At 69.6% G+C, this 19,902-nt stretch carries 17 protein-coding genes; 9 read left to right on the forward strand and 8 right to left on the reverse strand.

Annotated features, from left to right (window positions below; translation table 11 throughout):
• Positions 1 to 136: 136 nt before the first annotated feature.
• The 4 genes from WMK75_RS01165 to ada all read right to left on the reverse strand — a co-directional run bounded on the left by WMK75_RS01165 (position 137) and on the right by ada (position 2,963).
• Complete coding sequence (locus tag WMK75_RS01165) at positions 137 to 886, reverse strand: anti-sigma factor (protein WP_347265819.1); 750 nt, start codon at positions 884 to 886, stop codon at positions 137 to 139.
• Positions 883 to 1,407 (reverse strand): RNA polymerase sigma factor, encoded by a 525-nt coding sequence (locus WMK75_RS01170; protein WP_347265820.1) that lies wholly within the window; start codon positions 1,405 to 1,407, stop codon positions 883 to 885. The genes WMK75_RS01165 and WMK75_RS01170 overlap by 4 nt, the downstream gene beginning before the upstream one ends.
• Positions 1,408 to 1,417: 10 nt before the next feature.
• Positions 1,418 to 1,804 carry a hypothetical protein gene (locus WMK75_RS01175; protein WP_347265821.1) on the reverse strand — a complete coding sequence of 129 codons (387 nt, stop codon included), beginning with the start codon at positions 1,802 to 1,804 and terminating at the stop codon, positions 1,418 to 1,420.
• A gap of 82 nt (positions 1,805 to 1,886) precedes the next feature.
• Entirely contained in the window at positions 1,887 to 2,963 is a 1,077-nt protein-coding gene (gene ada, locus WMK75_RS01180) for a bifunctional DNA-binding transcriptional regulator/O6-methylguanine-DNA methyltransferase Ada (protein WP_347265822.1), read from the reverse strand.
• Between the two features lie 382 nt (positions 2,964 to 3,345).
• Here ada and ugpB point away from each other — a divergent pair, with 382 nt between their 5' ends.
• From ugpB to WMK75_RS01210, 6 genes are read left to right on the forward strand one after another with little or no spacing between them, the layout of a single operon-like run.
• Positions 3,346 to 4,641 carry a sn-glycerol-3-phosphate ABC transporter substrate-binding protein UgpB gene (gene ugpB / locus WMK75_RS01185; RefSeq protein ID WP_347265823.1) on the forward strand — a complete coding sequence of 432 codons (1,296 nt, stop codon included), beginning with the start codon at positions 3,346 to 3,348 and terminating at the stop codon, positions 4,639 to 4,641.
• Positions 4,642 to 4,696: 55 nt separating this feature from the next.
• A complete protein-coding gene (gene ugpA, locus WMK75_RS01190) occupies positions 4,697 to 5,578 on the forward strand; it encodes a sn-glycerol-3-phosphate ABC transporter permease UgpA (protein ID WP_347265824.1) in 882 nt (293 codons plus the stop codon).
• On the forward strand, positions 5,571 to 6,440 hold the full coding sequence (ugpE, locus tag WMK75_RS01195; RefSeq protein WP_347265825.1) for a sn-glycerol-3-phosphate ABC transporter permease UgpE: 870 nt from the start codon (positions 5,571 to 5,573) through the stop codon (positions 6,438 to 6,440). The genes ugpA and ugpE overlap by 8 nt, the downstream gene beginning before the upstream one ends.
• Positions 6,441 to 7,505 (forward strand): sn-glycerol-3-phosphate import ATP-binding protein UgpC, encoded by a 1,065-nt coding sequence (locus WMK75_RS01200; protein WP_347265826.1) that lies wholly within the window; start codon positions 6,441 to 6,443, stop codon positions 7,503 to 7,505.
• A 46-nt stretch (positions 7,506 to 7,551) separates the two neighbouring features.
• The gene (locus WMK75_RS01205; RefSeq protein ID WP_347265827.1) at positions 7,552 to 8,292 is read left to right on the forward strand and encodes a hypothetical protein; all 741 of its coding nucleotides are present in this window, start codon (positions 7,552 to 7,554) and stop codon (positions 8,290 to 8,292) included.
• 1 nt (position 8,293) lies between these two features.
• Positions 8,294 to 9,586 (forward strand): glycoside hydrolase family 15 protein, encoded by a 1,293-nt coding sequence (locus WMK75_RS01210; protein WP_347265828.1) that lies wholly within the window; start codon positions 8,294 to 8,296, stop codon positions 9,584 to 9,586.
• Here the strand turns inward: WMK75_RS01210 and WMK75_RS01215 are convergent.
• The 4 genes from WMK75_RS01215 to WMK75_RS01230 form a co-directional block, all read right to left on the reverse strand.
• Positions 9,562 to 10,818: a glucoamylase family protein gene (locus WMK75_RS01215; protein WP_347265829.1), complete on the reverse strand. Its 1,257-nt coding sequence runs from the start codon at positions 10,816 to 10,818 to the stop codon at positions 9,562 to 9,564. The two genes, WMK75_RS01210 and WMK75_RS01215, sit on opposite strands and share 25 nt — an antisense overlap.
• Positions 10,806 to 13,043 (reverse strand): glycoside hydrolase family 3 N-terminal domain-containing protein, encoded by a 2,238-nt coding sequence (locus WMK75_RS01220; RefSeq protein ID WP_347265830.1) that lies wholly within the window; start codon positions 13,041 to 13,043, stop codon positions 10,806 to 10,808. Before WMK75_RS01220 ends, WMK75_RS01215 begins: the two co-directional genes overlap by 13 nt.
• A gap of 23 nt (positions 13,044 to 13,066) precedes the next feature.
• Positions 13,067 to 14,989, reverse strand: a complete 1,923-nt coding sequence (locus tag WMK75_RS01225; RefSeq protein WP_347265831.1) for an ATP-binding cassette domain-containing protein — start codon at positions 14,987 to 14,989, stop codon at positions 13,067 to 13,069.
• A 528-nt stretch (positions 14,990 to 15,517) separates the two neighbouring features.
• Positions 15,518 to 16,549 carry an Ldh family oxidoreductase gene (locus tag WMK75_RS01230; RefSeq protein ID WP_347265832.1) on the reverse strand — a complete coding sequence of 344 codons (1,032 nt, stop codon included), beginning with the start codon at positions 16,547 to 16,549 and terminating at the stop codon, positions 15,518 to 15,520.
• 132 nt (positions 16,550 to 16,681) lie between these two features.
• Between WMK75_RS01230 and WMK75_RS01235 the strand changes: the two genes are divergently transcribed.
• The 3 genes from WMK75_RS01235 (at position 16,682) to WMK75_RS01245 (ending at position 19,899) form a co-directional block, all read left to right on the forward strand.
• Complete coding sequence (locus WMK75_RS01235; RefSeq protein WP_347265833.1) at positions 16,682 to 18,196, forward strand: aldehyde dehydrogenase (NADP(+)); 1,515 nt, start codon at positions 16,682 to 16,684, stop codon at positions 18,194 to 18,196.
• A 161-nt stretch (positions 18,197 to 18,357) separates the two neighbouring features.
• Positions 18,358 to 19,167 carry a transporter substrate-binding domain-containing protein gene (locus WMK75_RS01240; RefSeq protein WP_347265834.1) on the forward strand — a complete coding sequence of 270 codons (810 nt, stop codon included), beginning with the start codon at positions 18,358 to 18,360 and terminating at the stop codon, positions 19,165 to 19,167.
• Positions 19,168 to 19,233: 66 nt separating this feature from the next.
• Positions 19,234 to 19,899 (forward strand): amino acid ABC transporter permease, encoded by a 666-nt coding sequence (locus WMK75_RS01245; RefSeq protein WP_347265835.1) that lies wholly within the window; start codon positions 19,234 to 19,236, stop codon positions 19,897 to 19,899.
• The last annotated feature ends 3 nt before the right edge of the window (positions 19,900 to 19,902 follow it).

Raw genomic sequence — 19,902 nt, forward strand, 5'->3', positions numbered from 1 at the left:
CATCATTTGCCGCAAGCGTATTGCGGTTGCAGGGGCGAGGCAAGGGAGATGTCGACGGGCCTCTGATCGGGCATCTGTGAAACCAATGAAATTACAGCGCGTTAATCGGCGAACCGCATGAACGGCTGCAATGCCGTCATGCCGCCTCCAGCGCGTGATAGGCGGCAATCGACATCGCGCGCAGCTTGTCGCGCGGCAGATCGCCGACCAGGGCGCAGCCCAGATCGCCCTCGACCCACCAGAAGGCGCGTGCGCCGGCCGCTTCGGCAAAGACCATCTCCTCGCCGCCGCGGGCCCGGGTGATGTAAAGCGACAGGCGCCGGCCCAGGTCGTCCTCATAGATCAGCAGCGCCGCCGGTCCCTGCAGCCCGGGCAGCAGCCGGCCGCCGATCAGGCGAAAGCCCTGGGCGGCGAAATCCGGCGGGTGCAGTGGCCGGCCAAGGCGCCTGGACAGCCAGCGCAGCAGATGCGCCTCGTCGGCGGCGCCGACCTCGACCGCATGCAGCACTTCCGGGGCATAGGTCTCATGGCTGCGCAGCGCCGCCTCCAGTTGCGGGCCGGCGGGGTCCCCGCCCGGGCGCGCGGCAAGCCAGCCGCCGCCAAAGCCAAGCGCCAGCAGCAGTGCCGCCGCCAGCCGCAGCCAGCCGGGCCGCGGCGGCCTGGCCTGCGCCGGCCCGGGTCGCAGCAGCCGCAAGTGCCGCTCGGGCAGCGGTTCGGCGGCCAGGGGCGCATAGAGCGCCCGCAGTGCCGCGTCCTGGCGGTCCCAATCCGCAAGCCGCGCCGCCACCTGCGGATCCTCGGCCAGCCGGGCAAGGGCTTCGTGGTCGCGCGCATCGCCGTGGCGCAGGCGGATCAGGGTCTCGATGTCAGGGGCGGATCCGGTCACGGCGGGTTGTCCTTTCCATGCGTTCTGGCGCGAAGGGCGCCGTCGCGGCCGGTCATCTCGCGCAGGCTGGCGCGGGCGCGGGCAAGGCGCGAGGCCAGGGTGCCCTCGGGCAGGCCGAGGCTGCGGGCGGCTTCGGCAAGGCTCATGCCCTCGAGCGCCACCAGCAGCAGCGCGGCGCGCTGTTCTTCGGGCAGGCGGCCCATGGCGGCATGCACCTCGTGCAGCGCCAGCCGGTCGCCGGCTGCGTCGGCGGCGCCGCCGGTGTCGGGCAGCAGGTCGGGCACCAGCGTCAGCACCGGCGCATGGCGGGCGCGGCGGTGGCTGTCGCGCAGCCGGTTCAGCAGGATGCGAAACAGCCAGCCCCGGACCGAGCCCTCGCCGCGCCATTGCCTTTGCTGCGCCAGCGCGCGTTCCAGCGTGTCCTGGACCAGATCGTCGGCGCCCTCGCGCTGGCGCAGCAGCGCATGGGCATAGGCGCGCAGCGCGGGGATGGCGGCCTCGATCTCGTCCAGAAGCGCCATGTGCGGGGCCTCAGTCCCTGACCACCGCAGTATGCCAGACGCCCTTCATGCCGTCGCCGGTCATGTCGCCGGGCTGCATGTCCTGGATCCAGCTGTAAAGCGGCATGCCGTAATAGGTCCACTGCATCTGGCCGTCCTTGCGTTCGGTCAGGCCGAAGTCGTCGTCGGCCTTGGCATTCGCCGGCGCGATGGCCGGTGGCCAGTTCGTGGCGCAGCCGTCATAGCAGCTGGACGTGCCGTCCTTGTCGTTGTCGAAGGTGTAAAGCGTCATGCCCTTGGCGTCGGTCAGGATCTTGCCCGCCGGGGTGTCGGCGGTCATCAGCGCGGTTTCGGCCAGGGCGGGGCCGGCAAGCGCCAGGCCAAGCGCCAGCGCCAGCAGGGGGTGGGGGGAAAACATGGTGCTGCTCCTGTGGTCCGATGCCGGACCGGGCAGGCGTCCCTGCGGAACGTCCACTGATATGACGCGCGGCGGGGCGGGCTTATCCCGGCATCACGGGCTTGTGATCCGCACCCTCGTGCGCCAGAAGCGCCCGCTTGCGCACCAGACCCCAGCGATAGCCGGCCAGCCCGCCGTCGCTGCGGATGACACGATGGCAGGGGATGGCGACGGCCAGTTCGTTGGCGGCGCAGGCCGCGGCCACCGCGCGCGCGCCGCGTGGCAGGCCCAGGCTGGCGGCGATCTCGGCGTAGCTGGCGGTGCTGCCGGCCGGGATCTGGCGCAGCGCCTGCCAGACCCGGCCCTGAAAGGCGGTGCCGCGAATGTCCAGTGGCAGGTCATGCGCCTGGCCGGGGGATTCGACCAGGGCGACGGTGCGGGCGACCAGCGCCTCGAATGCCGCGTCCGCGCCGATCAGCGTGGCGCGGGGAAAGCGGTCCTGAAACTCGCGCAGCAGGGCCTCGGGGTCGTCGCCAAGCGCAATGGCGCAGATGCCGCGCCGGCTTTGCGCCACCAGGATCGCCCCCAGCGCGCATTGTCCCAGCGCAAAGCGGATCTCGGCCCCGGTCCCGCCCTTGCGATAGGCCGCGGGCGCCATGCCCAGCACCGCCTCGGCCCCGGCATAGAAGCGGCTGCCCGAGCCGTAGCCGGCGTCATAGATGGCCTCGGTGACGCTTGCGGCACCAGGCAGGGCGGCGCGCAGCCGCGCCTCGCGGCAGGCGCGGGCATAGGCGCGCGGGGTCAGCCCGGTCACCGCCTTGAAGCGGCGGTGGAAATGATGCGGGCCAAGGCCGGCGGCCTGCGCCAGTTCCGCAAGCCCGGGCGCGGTCTCTGCAGTCTCGATCAACCGGCAGGCGGCGGCGATGCGGGCGGCCTCGATCGCGGCGGGGGTGGCCTCGCGCGGGTGGCAGCGCCGGCAGGGACGAAAGCCCGCCGCCTCGGCCGCCGCGGGCGTGGCGTGAAAGCTGACGTTCTCCGGCCTGGCATGGCGGGCCGGGCAGGAGGGGCGGCAATAGATGCCGGTGCTGCGCACGGCAAAGACGAATCGCCTGTCGGCGCCGCGGTCGCGCCGCAGCACCATCTGCCAGCGCGGGTCGTCCCGGGTGGTGGCGCATTCCATGGCGAGGATCCTTCCTCTGGCGGTTGTCCGGTGCAAATCTAGGCGTTTTGCCACGCTGGAACACCCCGCCGCTTGCGGTCAAATCGCCAGCTTTGCGGGCAGAGCGATGGTCCTGCCCGGGGCGGGATCTGGAAACAACATCAGATGACGCGCATTACAGCTTGTTGTCATGGAATTTTTACAGATACGGGCCAGAATGCCTGCGTGACCGGGGCAGATGTGGCGGGCGGGGGCGGCAAAGGCGCGGGCAGATGCGAATTGACATCGCGGCCTGTCGCGGGCGACAGTCCCCCTCAGGGAGGCGAACGGCAGGCAAAGGGCTGTTTTCCCAGCCATGTCGCTCGGAAACGATGAAGCCGAAAGGCAACACTCGGAGGAAGACATGCACAATACGGTATTCTGGCTGGCCGGGCTGATGGCCCTGCCCATCGCGGCCGAAGCCAAGACCGAAATCCAGTGGTGGCACGCCATGACCGGCGCCAATGCCGAGGTGGTGACCAAGATCGCCGGCGATTTCAACGCCAGCCAGTCCGATTACGAGTTGAAACCCGTGTTCAAGGGCACCTATCCCGAGACGCTGAACGCCGGCATCGCTGCCTTTCGCGCCGGCCAGGCACCCGACATCATCCAGGTCTTCGATGTCGGCACCGGCGTGATGATGGGGGCGCAGGGCGCGATCAAGCCGGTGGCCAAGGTGCTGGACGAGGGCGGCTTCAAGTTCGACAAAAGCCAGTATCTGCCCGGCATCGTCGCCTATTACTCCAGCCCGGAAGGCGAGATGCTGTCCTTCCCCTACAACTCGTCCTCGCCGATCCTGTATTACAACAAGGACATCTTCACCAAGGCCGGCCTCGACCCCGAGAGCCCGCCGAAGACCTGGGCCGAGGTCTGGGCGGCGGCGCGCAAGATCAAGGAATCGGGGGCGGCGAAATGCGGCTTCACCTCGACCTGGCTGACCTGGATCCATACCGAGAACTTCGCCGCCTGGAACGACGTGGCCTGGGGCACGAATGAGAACGGCCTGGCCGGCACGCCCGAACTGACCATCGACACCCCGCTTTTCGTCAAGCATTTCCAGGAGATCGCCGATCTGGCGAAAGAGGGGGTCTTTGTCTATGGCGGCCGCACCAGCGAGGCCAAGCAGAACTTCACCTCGGGCGAATGCGGCATCCTGACCGAAAGCTCGGGCGGGCTTGGCGACATCGTCAAGTCGGGGATGAACTACGGCATCGGCCAGCTGCCCTATGACGATACCGCCCCGGGCGCACCGCAGAATACCGTGCCGGGCGGTGCCTCGCTCTGGGTGATGGGCGGCAAGTCCGACGAGACCTACAAGGGGGTCGCGGCTTTCTTCAACTACCTGTCGCAGACCGAGGTGCAGCAATACCTGCACGAGCAGTCGGGCTATCTGCCGGTGACGCTGGCCGCCTATGAGGCGACCAAGGCTTCGGGGTTCTATGACAAGAACCCGGCGCGCGAGGTGCCGATCCTGCAGATGATGGGCAAGCCGCCGACGGCGAATTCCAAGGGGATCCGCGCGCCGAACCTGCCGCAGCTGCGCGACATCCAGAACGAGGAATACGAGAAGATGCTCTCGGGCCAGCAGGATGCGGCCACGGCGCTGAAAAACGCGGTCACCCGCGGCAATGCCGCGATCAAGGAGGTGACCGGCGGCTGAGGCGGCGGGCGGGCGCCCCTCGGGGACGCCTGCCCTTAACATGCGGGAGGGACGCATGAGACGCACGGTATTTCCCAATCGGCTTCTGCCCTGGCTGCTGGTCGCGCCGCAGCTGGCGATCACGCTGATCTTCTTTTACTGGCCGGCGGGGCAGGCGTTTCGCCAGTCCATGCTGAAGGAGGACCCTTTCGGCCTGAACTCGACCTTTGTCGGGTTGACGAATTTCCGCAACGTGCTGAGCGATCCCAGCTATCTGAACTCGGTGCGGGTGACGGTGGTGTTCTCGCTGGCGGTGGCCTTCCTGGCGCTGGCGATCGCGCTGTTCCTTGCGGTGCAGGCCGAAAAGCTGGTGCGCGGCAAGGGGTTTTACCGCACGCTGATGATCTGGCCCTATGCGGTTGCCGCCGCCATCGCCGGCATGTTGTGGCTGTTCATGTTCAACCCCAGCTTCGGCACGCTTTCGGTGCCGCTGCGCTGGCTGGGGATCGACTGGAACCCGCTGCTCAATGGCACCCATGCGATGATCCTGGTGATCGCCGCCGCGACCTGGAAGCAGATCAGCTATAATTTCCTGTTCTTTGTTGCCGGTTTGCAGGCGATCCCTCGACCGCTTCTCGAGGCGGCGGCCATCGACGGCGCCTCGCCGCGGCGTGCGTTCTGGACCATCACCTTCCCGCTCTTGGCGCCGACGACCTTCTTTCTGCTGGTCGTGAACACCGTCTATGCGTTGTTCGACACCTTCGGCATCATCCATGCGGTGACCGGCGGCGGCCCCGGCAAGGCGACCGAGACTCTGGTGTTCAAGGTCTACAACGACGGCTTCGTGAACCTGCGCATGGGCGACAGCGCCGCACAGTCGGTGATCCTGATGGTTCTGGTGATCGGCCTGACGGCGGTGCAGTTCCGCTTTATCGAGCGGAGGGTGCATTATGGCTGATCCATCCGACAGCCCGCTGGCCGCCAGGGGCAGCGCCCGGCTGATGGCGCATTTCTGGATGATCCTCGGGGTGATCGTGGTGGCCTTCCCGATCTATTTCGTGGTCATCGCCTCGACGCATTCGGTGGCGACCATCCTGCGCCCGCCGCTGCCACTGCTGCCCGGCGCAGAGGCGTCGGCGAATTACAGCGAGGCGTTCGCCGGCGGCGTCTCGCGCATCGGCGGCGTCAGCCTGTGGCGGCTTCTGGGCAATACCACGATCATGGCGCTGGGGATCGCCATCGGCAAGATCGCCATCTCGATGGCCTCGGCCTATGCCATCGTGTTCTTCCGCTTTCCGCTGCGCATGACCTGCTTCTGGCTGATCTTCATCACCCTGATGCTGCCGGTCGAGGTGCGCATCCAGCCGACCTACAAGGTGATGGTGGACCTGGGACTGATCGATACCTTCCCCGGGCTGATCTTGCCGCTGATTGCCTCGGCCACGGCGACGCTGCTGTTTCGCCAGTTCTTCATGACCATCCCCGACGAGTTGCTCGAGGCGGCGCGGGTCGATGGCGCCGGGCCCTGGCGGTTCTTTCGCGACATCCTGTGGCCCTTGTCGCTGACCAATGTGGCGGCGATCTTCGTCATCCAGTTCATCTATGGCTGGACGCAATACCTGTGGCCGCTGCTGGTCACCAATTCCAACGAAATGAACACCATCGTCATCGCGCTGAAGAAGATGATCTCTTTTGCCGATGCGGATACGCCCTGGAACCTCGTGATGGTCACATCGGTGCTGGCCATCCTGCCGCCGATCCTGGTGGTGGTGCTGATGCAGCGCTGGTTCGTCAAGGGCCTGGTCGAGACGGAGAAGTGAATGGCGCAGATCCTGCTCAATGATGTCCGCAAGAGCTATGGCGGCAACCAGGTGATTCACGGCATCGACATGGACATCGCGGATGGCGAATTCGTGGTGATCGTCGGCCCCTCGGGCTGCGGCAAGTCCACGCTCTTGCGCATGGTTGCCGGGCTCGAGGCGATCTCGGGCGGCACGATCGAGATCGGCGGCAAGGTGGTGAACGACCTCGAGCCGCGCCAGCGCGACATCGCCATGGTGTTCCAGAACTATGCGCTTTATCCGCATATGTCCGTGCGCGAGAACATGGCCTACGGGCTGAAGATCGCCAAGATGCCCGCGGCCGAGATCGAGGCGCGGGTGGCCAAGGCGGCGCAGATGCTGGAACTGGCGCCCTATCTGGATCGCCGGCCGCGGGCGCTGTCGGGCGGGCAGCGCCAGCGCGTCGCCATGGGCCGCGCCCTGGTGCGCGAGCCCTCGGCCTTTCTGCTCGATGAACCGCTGTCGAATCTCGACGCCAAGCTGCGCGTGCAGATGCGGCTGCAGATCAAGGACATGCATCTGCGCACCGGCCAGACCACGCTTTACGTCACCCATGACCAGGTCGAGGCAATGACCCTGGCCGACCGGCTGATCGTGATGAACCGCGGCGTGGCCGAACAGATCGCGACGCCGCTCGAGGTCTATGAGCGCCCGGCCAGCGAATTTGTCGCCGGCTTCATCGGCTCGCCGGCGATGAACCTCATGACCATCGCGGCGCAGGGGCAGGGGGTGATCCTGCCGGGCGGGCACCGGCTGACCCTGACCGGCCTGCCCCGCACGGGCGAACTGCGCCTTGGCGTCCGGCCCGAGCATCTGCGCCTGGCCGAGGCCGGGGAAAGCGGCATTCCGGTCGAGCTGCATTCGGTCGAGCATCTGGGCGCGGATGCCTTTGGCTATGGGGTGATCGCGGGCTCGGACACGGCGATGACCCTGCGCCTTGCCGGCACCAGCCCGATCCAGCGTGGCGACCGCGTCGAGGTCGTCCCCGACCCGGCGCATCTGCATTTCTTCGACCCCGAAAGCCAGCGCCGCATCGCAGGCTAGCGCCGCGCCCGCCGGCCGGGCTTGCGACAGCAAAGGACAGGTCCGCATGACACAGGCGCGCGAAAGCTGGACCGACAGCGCCCGGCGGCTGCTGGTGTCGCCCGCGATCCCCGTGGTCGTGGCCGAGCCCGAGACCCGGTCGCGCGGCACGGTGCTGCTGGTGCATGGCCGCAACGGCGCGCCGGGGCAGGCGCAGATCGCCGAGATCGCCCTGGCCTGTCTGCGTCGCGGCTGGCGCGTCGCGGCGCCCGAACTGCCGCATTCCGCGGCCCTGCCCGCCTCGGGGCCGCCGGGGCAGGTCAGCTTCGCCGGCCATACCGCCGCCGCGGCCGAGGCCTGGGCCTGGGTGGCACGGCAATGGCCCGAAGGGGCGCGGGCGTTGGCCGGGCACAGCATCGGCGCCTTTGCCGTGGCGCATCTGGCCGCCGATGCGCCCGACACCCATCATCTGTTGGCCGTGTCGCCGCCGATGTCCGGCCAGGTGCTGATGCGCGCCCGTGTGGCCATGGGCCCCGCCGCGATTGCCGAGGTGCGCGCCGAGGCGCCGGGTTATTTCGCGGAAATGGCCACGGCCGATGCCGAGCCGGCGTTGCGGCGGGTGCGGGCGCCGCTGGCGGTGGTCACCGGCGCCGCGGACGGGCTGGTGCCGCTGGCCGATGCCCGGGCCTATTTCGCCGCCGCGCCGAACGCGCGTTTCTTTGCCGCGCTGCCGGATGAACACCACTGCCCCGCCGGGCCGGCCTGTGCGCGCATGCTGGCCGCAGCCCTGGCCGCGCTTGGCGCCTGACATGGAGGGGCCAGATGCGGGTTGGATCGCGGCGCAGCGGCTGGGTTCGGCCCGCGCCATGCGCAACGCCTGCTCGGCCCGGCATCTGACCTGCCGGCGCCCGGGCTTTGGCTGGGACCTGCGGCCCGCTGCCGGTTCGGTCCTGGCCTCGCCGCGCATGGCGGCCTGGGACCCCGAACCGGACTATTTCCACCACTGGATCCGCGACAGCGCCATCGTGCTGCGCGCCGTGCCGCTGGCGATCGCCGCCGAGCCGCAGGCGCGGGATTTCTGGCTGGGCTTCTGCGCCGATCACATCGGGTTCTCGCTGCGCATCTCGGACCCGTCGCGCCGCGGCCCGGCGCTGAACCCGCTGCGCGCCAGCGCCTTGCCGGGACATGCGCAGTTCCTGCGCCCGGATGCGGAACTGGCGGCGCTGACCGGCACCGCCTGGCTGGAAGAGCCGCGCGTCGCCGCCGACGGCGGCCCCGATCTCGAACAATGGAGCCGGCCGCAGGACGACGGTCCGGCGCTGCGCGCCTCGGCGCTGATGGCGCTGCTGCAGGATCTGCCCGCCATCGCCGGCCCCGAGGCCGAGCGGCTGATCGCCCGCGACCTTGCGCATGTGCTGGCCGTCGCCGGCCGGCCCTGCATCGGCCCCTGGGAGGAAGCGCCGGTGCGGCGCACCACCTTCACGCTGCTGGCCGAATGGGACGCGCTCGATCGTGGCGGCCGGCGTCAGGGCGACGCGGCGATGCAGGATGCGGTCCTTCGCCTGGCGGCGCTGATCGCCGAGGCCGCCGACCCCGGCACCGGCGGCTGGCGCGAAAGCCTCGAAGCGCCGGCGGGTGCGCCCGACAGCGCCACCTGCCTCGCCATCCTGCAGGCGCGCCGGTCCGAGGGACCCTTTGCCCTGGGCGCGCCCCGCACCCTGGCGACGCTGGCCGCGCTTGAGCGGGTCTTTGCCGGGCTTTACCCGATCAACGCCGGCCGGCCGGTGCCCGCCGTCGGACGCTGGGCCGAGGACGGTTACTTCGGCGGCAATCCCTGGTATCCGGTGACGCTGGGCTTTGCCGAGCTGCATTACCGCATCGCGGCGGCAACCGGCGACGCCGCGACCTTCGCCCGCGCCGAGGCCCGCATGCGGCTGATCCAGGGTGTCGCGCCCCGTCCCCCCGGGCCGCTGCCCGAGCAGTTCGACCGCGTCAGCGGCGCGCCGGCCTCGTGCCTTGACCTGACCTGGTCGGCGGCAGCATTCCTTGAGGCCGTGGCGGCGCGCGATCTGGCGCTTCAGGCGCTGTCGGGGGTCAGGTAGGGGGCGGTGAACCCCAGCGCGCGCAACCCGCGCCGCACCTCGGGCCGACCCGAGACCAGCCGCCAGATCAACCCCGAGCGGTGGTTCTCAAGTCCGATGGTGATCGGGGCCTGGTCGATGGCCAGCCGGCTTTCGGCCACCCAGTCCTGCGCCGGGCAAAAGGCATCGACAAATCCCGCCTCGCCCCAGACGCGTTCCCCCAGATCGTCGTGCAGATGCCGCAGCACAGGCATGGCCTCGGCCGGGGCGAAGGGAAACGAGGCCAGCGCTGCGCTGGGGGTGATGGTGCCGGTATCCTCGGTCGGGGAATGCGCGACATAGCCCGCGGGATCGTCGCTGGCGGTCAGGCCCCACAGGTCGGGGCCGTAACCCGGCCAGCCCTGTGGATTCAGCAGGCAGTGCCGGCGGTTGACCAGCGCATGCGCGCGCGCCTGCAGCCCGTAATCGGCATAGGCGTCGCGCAGGCCCCGCGGATCGATGCCGAGGAAAGGGTATTGCGACAGAAACAGCGGCCCCCCCCAGTCCGGACCCAGCGGCAGGCGGATGCCGCCATAGGCGCGGCCATTGCGAAAGGCCGGCGCCTGCGCCCAGCTCTGGTGATAGGAACTCGCCGGGATCGGGTGGCTGCGCGACCCGGCGCCCAGGACAAAGACCGCCAGCGCCTCGTTCCAGCCGCGGATCGGCAGCGCGTCGGGGGCCCAGGGCCGGGCGGGGTGGCGATGCCACATCACGGCGCCGTCCGCGCGCAGATGCGCGGCCCAGTTCACCGCGTCAAACAGCGCCTCGATCCGGGCGACCAGGGCATGCTCGTTCCGGAAATAGGCCGCGACGCCCAAAAGCCCCTGCATCAGAAAGGCGGTCTCGACCAGATCGCCACCATCGTCGCCGCGCATGAAGGGCAGGACGCGCCCGCTGGTGCCATGCAGGAAATGCGGGAACACCCCGTCAAAGCGGTCGGCGCTTTCCAGAAACCCCAGCAGCCTTTCGCAGCGCCCGAGGATCTCGTGGCGGGGCCGCCAGCCGCGTTCGGCCGCGACCAGCTGGGCCAGCAGGCCAAAGCCGGTGCCGCCGGTGCAGACGGTTTGCTGGACATCATAGCCAAAGGCGCCGGCGCTGCGTTCGCGCGCCATGCCGCTGACCGGATGGCTCCAGTCCAGGAAATACAGCGCCGTCGCCTGCGCCACCCGGTCGCGCAGGGCGGCGTCGTCAAGGCCGCGGCTCAGTCCAGCCATGTCAGATCCACCGTCCGGGTGTCGCGGCTGTTCGGGCCGACATGCAGCCGGATCAGCCCCGGATCGCGCAGCCATTCCGCCCCGGCCAGCGAGGGCGCCATCGGATAGCGGAACTGATCGGCGCTGATGCGGAACACCGCCTCGCGGCTTTCGCCGGGGGCCAGCGCCAGCTGGGTGAATTCGACCAGCTTGCGGGCCGGGCGGGTCAGCCGAGCCACCGGGTCGCTGGCGTAAAGCTGTACCGTCTCAAGCGCCGGGCGGGCCGAGAGATTGGCCAGCGTGACGCGCAGCTCCACCTGCTCTGCGGCATGGGCCGCAGGTTGCGACAGGGTGGGCTCGCCGTATTCGACCCGCGCATAGCCGAGGCCAAAGCCGAAGGGAAAGCGCGGCGCATCGTCGGGCAGGTCCAGCCAGCCGGTCAGGAACTTGGTGAAATGCCCGGGGTCGGGCCGCCCGGTCGGGTCGCAGGCATGGCTCAGCGGCACCTCGCCGGGATGGGCGGGCAGGGTGACCGCCAGCCGCCCCGAGGGCTCGACGGCGCCAAAGACCAGATCGGCAACGCCCTCGGGCCCGGCCACGCCGCCGTGCCAGGCGTAAAGCAGCGCATCCGCCTGCGCGGCGACGGCGCCGAGGGCCAGCGGGCGCCCGGCAAAGACCACCACCAGCAGCGGCTTGCCGGTGGCGGCCAGCGCCGCCAGCAGCCGGCACTGTGCCGCCGGCAGTTCCGGCGCCAGGCGCGAGGCGGATTCGCCGGCATGTTCCTTGGCCTCGCCGAGGGCGGCGATGACCACATCCGCATCTCGGGCCAGCGCCGCTGCCTCGGCCAGCAATTCGGACTCGGGCCGCGGGTCGCGGGTGACGGTCACGCCATGCACGTTCAGCCGCTGCTCAAGCCAGGGCTCATCGACGATATTCGCGCCCCAGGCCAGCGCCGGTGCGCGGCCGGTCAGCGCCGCGATGGCCTGATCCAGCGGCACGACATCCTCGGCCCGGCCCGAGACCGCCCAGGTGCCCAGCATATTGGCGCGATCAGCGGCGAAGGGGCCGACCAACGCCACCCTGGCCCCCGACGACAGCGGCAGCAGCCCGTCGTTTTTCAGCAGCACCGCGGCGCGTGCCGCCGCCCGGCGTGCCAGCTTGCGGCCCGTGGCGCGTGCCGGCGCGTGCCGGCCATGCATGCCGCGGAAAGGGTCGTCCAGCAGCCCCAGCCGCGCCTTGAAGGCCAGCACGCGGCGGCAGGCGCGGTCCACAAGCGCCTCGATCTGCGGTGCAGCCAGCGAAAACCCGGCCTCGGGCGCGCGCAAGCCGTCGCGGACCAGCGCCGGCAGTTCGCGCAGGTAATCCTCGCCCACCATGTCCATGTCCACGCCGGCATGAAGCGCCCGCGCCACGGCGGTGGCGGGCGGGCCCAGCCCATGCGCGACCAGTTCCCGCACCCCGGTATAATCCGAGACCACCAGCCCGTCGAAGCCCTGGCCGCCGCGCAGCCAGCCCTCGATCAGCGGGGCATGGGCATGCATCGGCAGCTTGTTCACCGCGTTGAACGCCACCATCAGGCTGGCGGCACCGGCGCCAAGCCCGGCGGCAAATGGCGGCAGGTAGGTCTCGAGCAGGTCCTCCCAGGACAGGCTGGCGCTGTCATAGTCGCGGCCGCTTTGCGGCGCGCCGTAAGCGACGAAATGCTTGAGACAGGCGGCGACCCGGCCGGCGCCAGCCGGGTCGTCGCCCTGAAAGCCGCGCACCGCCGCCCGCGCGATGCGCGAGGCCAGCAGCGCATCCTCGCCCGGGCCCTCGGCCACCCGGCCCCAGCGTGGGTCGCGGGCAATGTCCAGCATCGGCGCATAGACCTGGTGCAGCCCCTCTGCGGCGGCCTCGGCGGCGGCATGGGCCGCGGTCGCCTCGATCAGCGCCATGTCCCAGCTGCAGGCCAGCGCGATATTCAGCGGAAACACCGTGCGGTGGCCGTGGATGACATCCTCGGCAAAGAACAGCGGAATGGCCAGCCGCGATCCGGCCAGGGCGCGTTCCTGCATGGCGCGCGCCGTCAGCAGCGACTTGGTGCCAAAGACGGCGCCGACCTGGCCGGCATCCAGCCTCTGCGCCAGCGGGCTGGCTTGGTGGGCGCCGGTGACGAGGCCCTCGCCCGCCGGCAGCAGGTTCAGCTGGCCGATCTTTTCCCCGGGCGTCATCTGCGCCAGCAGGCGTTCGACGGCGGGATCCGGCATGGGGCGCTCCTTCGGGGCTGGGTCTATTCGGCGGCGTGGCGGATGGCGGCCAGGCCGGCACGCTGGGCGGGCCGCAGCAGGGCCACGCCGTCGCGGATGTCGAGGACGGCGGCATAGAAGGGCTCGCCCTCGGGCGTATAGGGCGCGGTTTCGCCGTGCAGCACCGACAGGATCGCGGCCCTGGGCAGGCATTCGTGCAGCGTCAGGTGGAACTCGGCCACCGCGTCGGCATCCAGGGCCGAGGTCGCCTCGTCCAGCAGCAGCAGGTCCGGCCGGGCCAGCAGGATGCGCGCCAGCACCAGGCGCTGCTTCTGCCCGCCCGAAAGCACGTTGCGCCAGTTCCGGCCCTGGCAAAGCTCATCCCCGAGCTGCTGGATGAATTCGCCAAGCCCGGCCCGTGACAGCGCGGCGGCTGCGGCCAGGTCGGAATGCTGCTCGGCATGGTCGGGATAGGTCACCAGCGCCTTCAGCGTCATGCGGTCCGGCAGGTCCGGCTCTTGCCCGGCCATGAACAGGCGCGAGCCGCGCCGCAGGGCGACATGGCCTTCGCCATAGGGCCAGATGCCGGCCACCGCCTTCAGCAGGCTGCTTTTGCCGCAGCCGTTCTCACCGTTCAGGCAGATGCGGTCGCCGGGATAAAGCCGCAGCCGTGCCAGTTCCAGAAAGACCGGGGCATCGTGGCCGCGGTGGCGCAGGCGCAGGTTCTGCAGGTCAAGCACCGGCCCCGACAGCGGGCGGGAGCGCTGAAAGCGGCTGATGCCGGTCTCGGCGTAGAATTCCTGGCGCCGGCGCACGCGCTCGATGGCGGCGGCCAGTTCGTTCAGCCGCGCGGCATTGGCGCGCAGGGTGGCGATCTCGGGCATGACATTGATGAACCAGGACATGTCGCCGATCAGCTCGGCCGTCAGTTCGCTGCTGGCGACGAAGTTGCGAAAGCTGAGGTTGCCCGCCAGATAGGCCGGCAGCGCCGGCAGATAGGCCAGCAGGCGCGAGGACAGGAAATTATACATGCCGGTGAACAGCATCATGCCGGCCGAAAGCCAGTTCTGCTGGCCCCAGACCCGGTCCAGCCCGGCATAGAGCTGGCCGTTGATGCGGCTTTGCGCGCGCTCGCCGCGGGCGGCGGCCATCTGGCCCACCCGGTTCAGCATCGTGGCCCATTCGCCCCGCCAGGCGCCGTCGCGGCGCTGGCGCCGGATGCTCAGCCGCTCGAGGATGCGGCCCAGACGCCAGGCGATGAGGCTGATCGCCGGCACATAGACCAGCACCAGCGCCAGGCTGAGCAGCGCCGTGCCATGGTTGCCGGGCACGAGATCGACCTGCGCCGCAATCGCCGGGGCCCAATGTGTCAGGGCCGCGTTGGCCTGCGCCCCCCAGAGGTCGAGGAAGGGCACCGGCTGGCTGCGTTCGAGCAGCGCCACGGTCACGAACCAGATCGAGGCCACCGCCCCCCAGAGCCCCATGGCCAGGCCGATGACGCCGCCGTAAAGACTGGCCGAGCAGACATCGACGCGCTGGTCGATGGCGTCGGGCATGCGCGAGCCGTCGCCCGTGGCGGAACGGTCGCTCATCAGGTCAAGGGCGATGCGCTCATCCGCGAGGATGGCGTCGTTGAACTGGCCGACCAGCCAGCCGCGCGCCCGCCGGTGCAGCGTGGTCGAGACGAAATGGCGCAGCGCCACACCGCTTGCGCGGGCGAGGAACAGACCCAGATAGGTCGCGCCCGCCAGCAGCACGGCCTGGCCGGCCGCGTCCGCGCCGTCGCGGGACTGGACATTGGCCAGCGCCGCCAGGAAATCCGCGCTGGCGATCGCGACCCAGACGCCGGCCTTGCTGATCAGCGTGGTCATCGCCAGGACGATCACGGTCAGCAGCCACGCCTCGCGCCAGCGTTCGGATGTCCAGAACGCGAACAGAAGACCCCAGAACCCGCTCAGACGTTTCACCTGCGCTGCCTCCCCCGGCGCCAAGGCACAAGCCCGCACTCCCCCGGCGACACGCATTCGCCAGCGGGCCGAATTTCGGCACTTTGTCGTGTGGTCCCGCCGCTCTACCAGAAAACCGGCTTTGCGACCTGTCATGGGGCCAGAATACCAAACCCATATATAGGCGGTAAATCGCCGAGATGAACTTGGCAGTTGTATTATTGGTTAGCTGTTTATGCTTTGCCTGATTCGATTTGCCGGAACCGCGACGCAATGTCGCCTTGACCAGCATCTTGGGGTCGGGCCGCGGGCATCACCCGGCTTGGGCGCCGCGATCGGATTGCGCCGCCCAAGCCGCTGAGCTTGCCCTGAAAATTCCCGGCATGACCGAAAGCGTGCCCCGCGCCAGCGCCGCTGCCGCGTCCAGCCACCGGTGCCCCGAGGCCGCGGCGCCCGGAGGCGGCGCGGGGGTCGAAGGCGGCGCCGGCCGGGCCCCGGCTGTTGCGCCTCTGCCCCAGAGCCAGGGGAAAGCGCGGCCCCCCCCCGGCCTCAGGCGATCGCGTCAAGGCCCAGTTCCGCCAGACGCGCAAGCTGCGCCTCCTCGGCGTCGTTCAGGGTGATGCCCTCGGCCGCGGATCTGGCGCGAGCGGCAAAGCGGCGGCCCGAGGGCAGGCGCGCGCCCTGGCCCTCGATGGCGGCGAACAGCGCCTCGGCGCGGGCAAAGGGGTCGCCCGTGCGGCCGGCGGCGAATTTCTGCGGCGAAAGCGCGATGACCAGCTCGCCATGCATGGGCGCCAGCGCGGTGCTGCCCAGAAGGCCCAGCACCTCGGGGCTGGTCAGGTCGCCGATCATCACCCCGGCCAGCAGTTCGATCATCGTGCCGATGGCCGAGCCCTTGTGACCGCCAAAGGGCAGCATGGCGCCGGCCAGCGCCGCATCCGGGTCGGTGGTCGGCTGGCCGGCGGCGTCGATGGCCCAGCCCGGCGGCAGTTCCGTGCCGGCGCGGCGATGCAGCTCGATCTCGCCGCGGGCGGCGACCGAGGTGGCAAAGTCGAAGACATAGGGCGCGCGCCCCGGACGCGGCCAGCCAAACGCCAGCGGGTTGGTGCCCAGCAGCGGCCGGTTGCCGCCGGTCGGGGCCACGGTGGCATAGCTCGGGCACATGACCAACGCCGCCAGCCCATGCGCGGTCACCGCCTCGACCTCGGGCCAGAGCGCGGCGAAATGCGTGCAATCGTTCACGACCAGCGCGGCCAGGCCCAGAGCCTGCGCCCGCCGGGCCAGATGCGGCAGGCCCAGTTCGAAGGCCGGGTTGGAAAACCCGTCACGCGCATTCACCCGCAGGATGGCGCCGCCGTCGTCGGGCAGCAGCTCGGGGATGGCGTCGCCCCTGACCTTGCCGGCCTTCAGCGTCCGCAGCGCGCCCTCGATGCGGTAGACGCCATGCGACTTGCAGGCGTCGCGCTCGCCCGCGGTGATGACGCGCGCCAGCGCCTCGGCCTGCACGGCATTCATGCCGCCGCGGCGCAGGATCGCGTCGATGCGGGACTGCAGTTCCGCGATGGTATAGGTCCGGCTCATCTGGTCCTCCTGGGATGTCCGCAGCGCGGCGGTTGACTGCCTGCATACATCAAGTATACACAAACGGAAAGCGTAACCCTTGCCCGTTCCGCGCCCCGCCGTGCCGGAATGGCTGACAGAAAGGACCAGAATATGGGCTTTCCCCCCTCCGGCAAGCATCTGATCGCGGGCGAATGGGTCGCGGGGCCGGCCACATTCGCCTCGAACCCGGCGCATGGGCCGGCGCATGACTATGCCATCGGCACGCCGGAACTGGTGGCGCGCGCCGCCGAGGCGGCCGAGGCGGCCTTTGGCAGCTATGGCCAGTCGAGCGGCGCCAGCCGCGCCGCCTTCCTGCGCGCCATCGCCGAGGAGATCGAATCGCGCGCCGAGGCGATCACCGAGATCGGCACCCAGGAGACCGGCCTGCCCGCCGCCCGCCTGCAGGGTGAGCGCGGCCGCACCGTGGGTCAGCTGCGGCTGTTTGCCGATCACGTCGAATCCGGCGCGCATCTGGACCGCCGCCACGACGCGGCACTGCCCGATCGCCAGCCGGCGCCGCGCCCCGACATCCGCATGATCCAGCGCCCGATCGGGCCGGTGGCGGTGTTCGGCGCCTCGAACTTTCCGCTGGCCTTCTCGACCGCCGGCGGCGACACCGCGGCGGCGCTGGCCGCCGGCTGCCCGGTGGTGGTCAAGGGCCATTCCGCCCATCCCGGCACCGGCGAGATCGTGGCTCAGGCCATCGCCGCCGCGATCGTCCGCACGGGCGTGCATCCGGGTGTGTTCAGCCTGATCCAGGGCGGCGACCGCAGGGTGGGCGAGGCGCTGGTCACGCATCCGCTGATCAAGGCCGTGGGTTTTACCGGCAGCCTGGCGGGCGGGCGGGCGCTGTTCGACCTTTGCGCCGCGCGTCCCGAGCCGATCCCCTTTTTTGGCGAGCTGGGTTCGGTCAACCCGATGTTCATGCTGCCCGCCGCCATGGCCGCCCGCGCCGAGGCGCTGGGGCAGGGCTGGGCCGGCTCGCTCTCCATGGGCGCGGGGCAGTTCTGCACCAATCCCGGCATCGCCGTGGTGCTGGAGGGCGCCGATGCCGATACCTTTGTGGCCAGCACCCGCGCGGCGCTGGCGGCGGTGGCGCCGCAGGTGATGCTGACCGACGGCATCGCGAAAGCCTATCGCGACGGCCAGACCCGCATGGAGGCCAGCAATGCCGTCATCCCGGTGCTGCAAAGCGCATCCGCCGGGCGCAGCGCCCTGCCGAACCTCTACCAGACCACGGGTGAGCGCTTCTTGAACGATCACGCGCTTGGCGAGGAGGTCTTCGGCCCGCTGGGCCTGGTGGTGCGCGTGGGCAGCCTTGACGAGATGGAGCGCCTGGCGCGCGGCTTTGCCGGGCAGCTGACCGCCACCCTCCACATGGAGCCGGCGGATATGGACGCCGCGCGCCGCCTGCGGCCGGTGCTGGAGCGCATGGCAGGGCGGGTGCTGGTCAACGGCTTTCCGACCGGGGTCGAGGTCTGCGACGCCATGGTGCATGGCGGACCCTATCCGGCCTCGACCAATTTCGGCGCCACTTCGGTCGGCACGCTGTCGATCCGCCGCTTTCTGCGCCCGGTCTGCTATCAGAATTTTCCCGAGGCGCTGCTGCCCGGGGATTTCGACTGAGCCCGCCGGGGCCGGCCCGCGGAGGAGGCGGGCCGGTCCGGGCGGCGGCAACCGGTGCGCGCTTTGTATACTGGTTGTATTTTTGATTTGATTTGCTTCCGGCGAGCCGGGATATTCAAATCGGAACAGAATCAGAAACTGTCACCACAGGGAGAGAAAAAATGAAAACCACGTTCCTTGCTACCGGGCTGATGGCGGCCTCGCTGGTCGCCGCACCGGCCATGGCCGACAAGCTTGACGACATCATCGCAGCCGGCACGCTGCGCTGCGCCGTGGTGCTGGACTTTCCGCCCATGGGCTCGCGCGATGGCAGCAACAACCCGGTCGGCTTTGATGTCGATTACTGCAACGACCTCGCTAAGGCGCTGGGGGTGAAGGCCGAGGTGGTCGAGACCACCTTCCCCGAGCGCATCCCGGCGCTGATGTCGGGCAATGTCGATGTCGCCGTGGCCTCGACCTCGGACACGCTCGAGCGCGCCAAGACCGTGGGTTTCACCATCCCCTATTACGCCTTTGAAAACGCGGTGGTGGTCGGTGAAAAGGCCGCGATCACCGATTGGGAAGGCATGAAGGGCAAGGTCGTGGGCGCCACCGCCGGCACCTATGAGGCGATCTGGCTTGAGGGCAAGGTCAAGGAATGGGGCGCGGGCGAGTTCCGTCCCTATCAGAACCAGGCCGACGTGTTCCTCGCGCTCAGCCAGGGTCAGCTCGATGCCACCGTCTCGACCGTGGAAGTGGCCGAGGCCAACGTGAAATCGGGCAATTTCCCCGGTATCAAGATCGTCGACAAGGCGCCGATGGTGCCCGATTATGTCGCGCTGATCACCCTGCGCGAGGAATACGGCCTGCTGAACTACATGAACCTGTTCATCAACCAGCAGGTGCGCACCGGCCGCTATGCCGAGCTTTACAAGAAATGGGTCGGCGAGGGCGAGCCGGCCGATCTGACCGTGAAGGGCGTCTATCGCTGAGCCAGGCCAAAGGACGGCGCGGGGCAGATCCCGCGCCGTTCCCGTGCCCCCAGACCCGAGGCGGTCATGTTCAACTATAGTTTCCGCTGGAAGCAGGCCTTCGCATCATTGCCCGACATGCTGGCCGGGGCGCTGGTCACCATGGAGATCGCGATCCTGTCCATGGGCATCGGCATCGTCATCGCCATCGTGCTGACGGTGTGCCGCATGTCCGGCAACCGCATCCTGTCGTCCGTCGCCACCACCTGGGTCGAGATCGCCCGCAACACGCCGGCGCTGTTCCAGATCTACATGGCGCATTTCGGCCTGGGCAATTTCGGCATCCACCTGTCGCCCTTCATGTCGCTGCTTCTGGGCATCACCTTCAACAATGCGGGCTATCTGGCGGAAAACTTCCGCGGCGCGCTGAAGGCGATCCCCGAGACCCAGACCCGCGCCGCGCGATCGCTGGGGATGAGCGCGGGCCAGGCATTCCGCAATGTGGTGATGCCGCAGATGCTGCGCATTTCCTTCCTGCCGATGACGAACCAGATGGTCTGGGCGATCCTGATGACCTCGCTCGGGGCGGTGGTGGCGCTGCAGAGCGACCTTTACGGCGTGACCAGCGCGCTGAATGCCCGCACCTTCCGCACGTTCGAGCTGTTCGCCATCGCGGCGGTGATCTTCTACCTGATCACCAAGGCGATCACCCTTGGCGCGCGCCTGCTGGCCGCGCGGCTGTTCCGGTACTGAGGG

The organism is Paracoccus sp. (in: a-proteobacteria), assembly GCF_039808215.1.
In the GTDB taxonomy this organism is placed as follows: Bacteria; Pseudomonadota; Alphaproteobacteria; order Rhodobacterales; family Rhodobacteraceae; genus Paracoccus.